3 protein-coding genes are annotated in these 4702 nt (G+C 69.9%); 2 read left to right on the top strand and 1 reads right to left on the bottom strand.

What is annotated here, in order from left to right:
* Both ACFQ8C_RS36490 and ACFQ8C_RS36485 read left to right on the top strand, forming a co-directional pair.
* The coding region (locus tag ACFQ8C_RS36490; RefSeq protein ID WP_383466193.1) for a transposase family protein at positions 1-652 on the top strand (652 nt) is incomplete at its 5' end.
* Positions 653-1064: 412 nt separating this feature from the next.
* Entirely contained in the window at positions 1065-1700 is a 636-nt protein-coding gene (locus tag ACFQ8C_RS36485; protein ID WP_383466191.1) for a GNAT family N-acetyltransferase, read from the top strand.
* A gap of 487 nt (positions 1701-2187) precedes the next feature.
* Here the strand turns inward: ACFQ8C_RS36485 and ACFQ8C_RS36480 are convergent, their stop codons facing one another.
* Positions 2188-4545 carry a glycoside hydrolase family 3 protein gene (locus ACFQ8C_RS36480; protein WP_383466189.1) on the bottom strand — a complete coding sequence of 786 codons (2358 nt, stop codon included), beginning with the start codon at positions 4543-4545 and terminating at the stop codon, positions 2188-2190.
* Positions 4546-4702 lie beyond the last annotated feature (157 nt).

Raw genomic sequence — 4702 nt, 5'->3', positions numbered from 1 at the left:
CATCATCAACAGCATCAGGGCAACCACCACCCACACCGGGCTGACAGTCCACGCGGAACTCGACCCGGGCACTTACGACACCGGCATCAAGGTCACCGACACAGACCTCAACGCCCTGCCCATACACCGCCACCGCTTCCACGGCGGCTGGAACTACACCCTCTCTCCACACCACGACGACACGGCCGGCGGGGCTGAGGGCCCCCAGCCGGCCGAAGGCCTGCCGCCTCAGTCCCGCGCCGGCGGTCTGCGCAGCCCGGAACTGACCGGCATGACCGAGCCGGCACTGGAGGAACTCGTCGAGCAGCTGTCCCAGAAACTCGATGAGCTACGTGAACACGGGCGGTCACAGCAGCGAGGAGGAGACCGCATCCGGGCTCGCGGAGCCGGAGCCAAGGACAAGCTGACCGCCGCTGACCGAGTCCTGGCCACCGTTCTCTACCTGCGCAGACTCGGCACCCGAGACCTGATCGCCCAGCTCTTCGGCGTCAACGGCAGCACCATCACCAGGGCCGTTCACCAAGTCCAGCCCCTCCTCGCCGACCACGGCTACACCGTCCGACCCTCGACAGCCAGGTTCCGCACCCCCGCCGACGTCACCGCGTTCCTCATCAACAACCGCAACCCCACAGAGATCAAGTCAGCATGTTGATTCCCTGCGAGCCCTTACAACGGAAAGCAGTCGTGAAGTCGCCGGACAAGAGGCCGTACCGGGCGTGTCGCGCTCCGGGGCGGCCGTTCAGCGTGCCTACTGGGAGAACCCGTAGGTTCGGACAGGGTCGAGATGCAGTTCGTAGGGCCCGAAGCAGTCTGCCGCTAGCGTCGCGACCGGGGCGCCGCAGGGACAGGCTCGGCCTGCTGGTAGCTGATCCTGACGTTGGGGGTCTGGTTTTGCCGGTGGCGCCAGAGGGGACCAGCCGTCGGCGAGGCGTCCGAGCGCGTCGTACTGGGTGTGGGTGATAAGCCCGTTGGGGCCGGCGACGGTGAGCGGCTGGGCTCGGCCGGTCCCTGGTGCGTCTGCCAGCACATTGTGGGAGCGCTTCCATTCTGGAAGCATCACCTGGATGACAACGACAGCCTTCATTCGCCGCTACCGCCCCTCGGACCGCGCCGAACTCGCGGACATCTGCGTCAGGACGGCCCACGAAGGCGGTGACTCCTCCGGTCTCTACCCCGATCCCGAGCTGATGCCCGTGATCTTCGCCTACCCCTACGTGGCGCTGGAACCGGACTTCGCCTTCGTACTGGACGACGGCACGGGGCAAGCCGTCGGCTACGTTCTCGGGGCGCCGGACACCGCGGACTTCGCTGCCCGGTTCCGTGAGGAATGGCTCCCCGAGGTGGCGGAACGCTTCCCGGCCCCTGTCGGGGCGCCGACGACGGCTGCCGAATCGATGGCGGTCCTGCTGCACACCCCGGAACGCATGGTCCTCAGCGAGCTGTCCGGATACCCCGCACACCTGCACATCGACCTGCTGCCGTCCTGGCAGGGCAAGGGGTACGGGCGCGCGCTCATCCACACCCTCCTGGCGGCGCTGCATGACCGCGGGGTGGCCACCGTGCACCTGTGCATGGTGCGGGCGAACACCCCGGCCCGGGCCTTCTACGACCGTCTGGGGTTCACTCAGCTCAACGTGCCGGACCCCGGGCCCGTTTGGTACCTGGGCCGTCCGACAATCCAGGTGCCGAACGGTTCCTGAAGGCTGACCACGGGTCGTCGAGGCGGCCGTCACCCGATCCCGCACTCTCGCAGACGCTCACGCCGCCTCCCGGACGGGCGGTGACGGTCGACCGGCCTCCTATCGGACCTCCAGGTGTGCGCACCGCGCACCCTGACCGCACAGAACGAGGCCCCGCTCGCACCCTCGGGGTCGACGGCCGGCCAGTCACCGGTGCAGACGACCCGCAGCGGGTCGTGCGTCGTCATGCGAGACGTGCCAGCTGGAGAGCAGCGAAGAGCGGCAGCGAAACATCGCAGCAGGCTTCGAGCACACGCTCGGCCCTCGGTGGCAACGCCTCGCGCAGCACCACGATGAGGGACGCTCCGCCGACTCCACAGGGATGCGGCACGTGACAGAGTCTCCCTTCACATGGTGTCGCGCGAGGGCGGGAGGCGCAGGCTCCCGGTGAAGACATGCGGTTTCCGGCGCGCCCGTCACGTGTGCGGTGACGGGCGCGTTTGCGGGGTCAGTTGACGGTGATCGTCCGCTGGGCTGTGAGGGTGCGGGCATTGCGGGCGGTGGCGAGGGTGTGGAGGCCTGGGGTGAGGGTCCAGGCGCCGGCGCTCCAGATGGTGAGGTCGTCGGCGGGAACGGTGAAGGTGACGCGCCGGCTGGCTCCGGGGGCGAGGGTGACCTTCCGGAAGGCCACAAGGCGGCGCGGTTCGGCGTTCGCCGCGGCCGGGAGGGTGGCGTAGACCTGAATGGTGTCGGTGCCCTGGCGGTTGCCGCTGTTGGTGACGGTGACGGAGAGGGTGGCGGTCTTGGCGGCGGCGTCGTACGCGGCTTCGAGGGAGCCGTGGGCGAAGGTGGTGTAGGACAGGCCGTGCCCGAAGGGGAACAGGGGCTGCTGTCCCTTGGCCTCGTAGTAGCGGTAGCCGATGGCGGTGCCCTCGTCGTAGGAGACGGTGGCGTTCTGGCCGGGGTAGGTCGCGGTGGTGGTGCCGGGACCCTGGCTGGTGCTGGCGGGGAAGGTGAGGGGGAGCCGGCCGGCGGGGTCGCTGTCGCCGAAGAGGACGGCGGCGAGCGCGGTGCCCATGCCGCGGCCGCCGTACCAGGTCTGCAGGACGGCTTCGACGTCGTCGAGCCAGGGCATCGCGACCGGGCCGTCGGTGTTCAGGACGACGATGGTGCGCGTGTTGGCGGCGGCGACGGCGGTGATGAGCTGGTTCTGGTCCGCGGGGAGGCCGAGCTGCTCGTGGTCCATCGCCTCGCCCGCCATGCGGTTGACGAAGACGACGGCGGCGTCGGCGGTGCGGGCGGCCTGGACAGCGGCCGGGATGAGGGATACGGGCTGCCAGCCGAGGGTGAGTCCGCAGGTGCTCTGGCCCATGGGGTCCGGGTCGGCGATGGCGTTGTCGTAGGTGAGTTCGACCGTGACGGGCTGGCCGGCGGTGAGCTCGGTGGTGCCCTGGAGGGGGTAGTCGTAGGTGCCGAGGAAGAAGCGGCGGGTCCCTCGGGAGCCGGAGATGACGGTGACGCCGTTGATCTTGAGGGTGGTGGTTCCGGCGGGCAGGAGGGAGAAGCGGTGGAGTCCCGTGTGGGTCGGGGTCAGGGTGCCCGACCAGGTCGCGGACCAGACCTTGGAGAGGTTTTCGACCGGCGCGCTGGTGAAGTCGATGACGCTGTCGGTGCGGGTGGCGACCGGGGTTCCGGTGGGCTGGGGGGAAGCGTAGTACCGGGCGGTGAGGCCGGCGGTTCCGCCGCTGGTGCGCAGGACGGTGGAGGGGACGGTGGTCAGGGGAATGTCGCCGGTGGTGCCCTGGGAGTGGGTGACGGTGAGGGTGCTGCCGGCTCGGGTCTTGATGGCCTGGAGGGGGGTGGTCCAGGTGCCGGGGTCGACATAGGTGGACCCGGCGACGCCCGTGAGGGCGTCGGAACCGGCGGGGCCGATGACGGCGAGGGTCTTGAGGGTGGCCGACAGGGGGAGGGCGGAGGAGCGGTTGGTGAGCAGGACGGTGGAGGCCAGGGCGGCTTCGTGGGCGAGGCTCTTGTGCTCGGGGGTGCTGACGTCCTGGGCCGGTGCGGGGACGGGGTTGTCGACGAGGCCGTTGGCGAACATCGTGATGAGGATGCGGCGGGCGGCGTCGTGGAGGCGGGTGGCCGGGATGGAGCCGTTGGTGAGTGCGCCAGGGGCCAGCTTGACTCCGCCGGGGCCGAGTCCGGCGAGGTCCATGCCCGCCTTGGCGGCGGCGACCTGGTCGGCACCGGCCCAGAAGTCGGGGACGGTGTACCCCTGGAGACCGAGGCGGTTCTTGACGTCGTCGAAGAGAGCGGGGCTCTCGGTGGCGAAGGTGCCGTTGATCTTCGGGTAGGCCATCATCACCGAGGTGGTGGGCGCGGCGGCGATCACGCGACGGAAGGGCGCCTGGTAGATCTCGTGCAGGGCGCGGTCGGATACCAGGGTGTCCGTGAAGAAGCGATTGGCCTCCTGGGTGTAGGCGGCGAAGTGCTTCACGGTGGCGATGACCTGGCGGCTCTGCATTCCGGTGGTGAGGGCCGCGCCGAGACGGCCGGCGAGCAGGGGGTCCTCTCCGAGGCTCTCGGCCTGGCGGCCGAAGTGCCAGGTGCGGGTGAGGTCGATCGTGGGGCCGAGGAGGTTGTTGTACCCCTTGGCGCGCCCTTCGGTGCCGATGGCGACGCCGATGCGGCGGGCCAGGTCCTCGTCGAAGGCCGCGGCCTGGGCGAGCGGCACGGGGAAGGCGGTGACGTTCTGTTCGCCTCGCAGGCCGGCGGAGGCGTCGACCATGGTGAGGGCGGGGATGCCGAGGTGGGTGAGGGCGCCGAAGTCGCAGCGGACGAGCGCCTCCTTCTCCGCGGGCGTCATGCGTGCGAGGACGGCGTCAACGCGGTCGAGGACGCGGGGATCGGTGGCGGCGATTGCCTGAATGAGCCTTTTCCAACCTCACGCTGACGCGTGGTGAAGGACGAGGACGGCCTGGACGATCGCTGTGATGTGGTTGGTGCTGCAGCGGAGCTTCCGT

The sequence above is a fragment of the Streptomyces sp. NPDC056503 genome (assembly GCF_042794995.1).
GTDB lineage: Bacteria > Actinomycetota > Actinomycetes > Streptomycetales > Streptomycetaceae > Streptomyces.
The sequence above is the reverse complement of the archived record's forward strand: the minus strand, read 5'-3'. Positions and strand labels throughout refer to the sequence as shown.

What these genes read in the sequence shown, in the direction of transcription:
- ACFQ8C_RS36485 (WP_383466191.1), top strand. Translation starts at nt 1,065, where the DNA reads ATGACAACGACAGCCTTCATTCGCCGCTACCGCCCCTCGGACCGCGCC.
- ACFQ8C_RS36480 (WP_383466189.1), bottom strand. Translation starts at nt 4,545, where the DNA reads ATGACGCCCGCGGAGAAGGAGGCGCTCGTCCGCTGCGACTTCGGCGCC.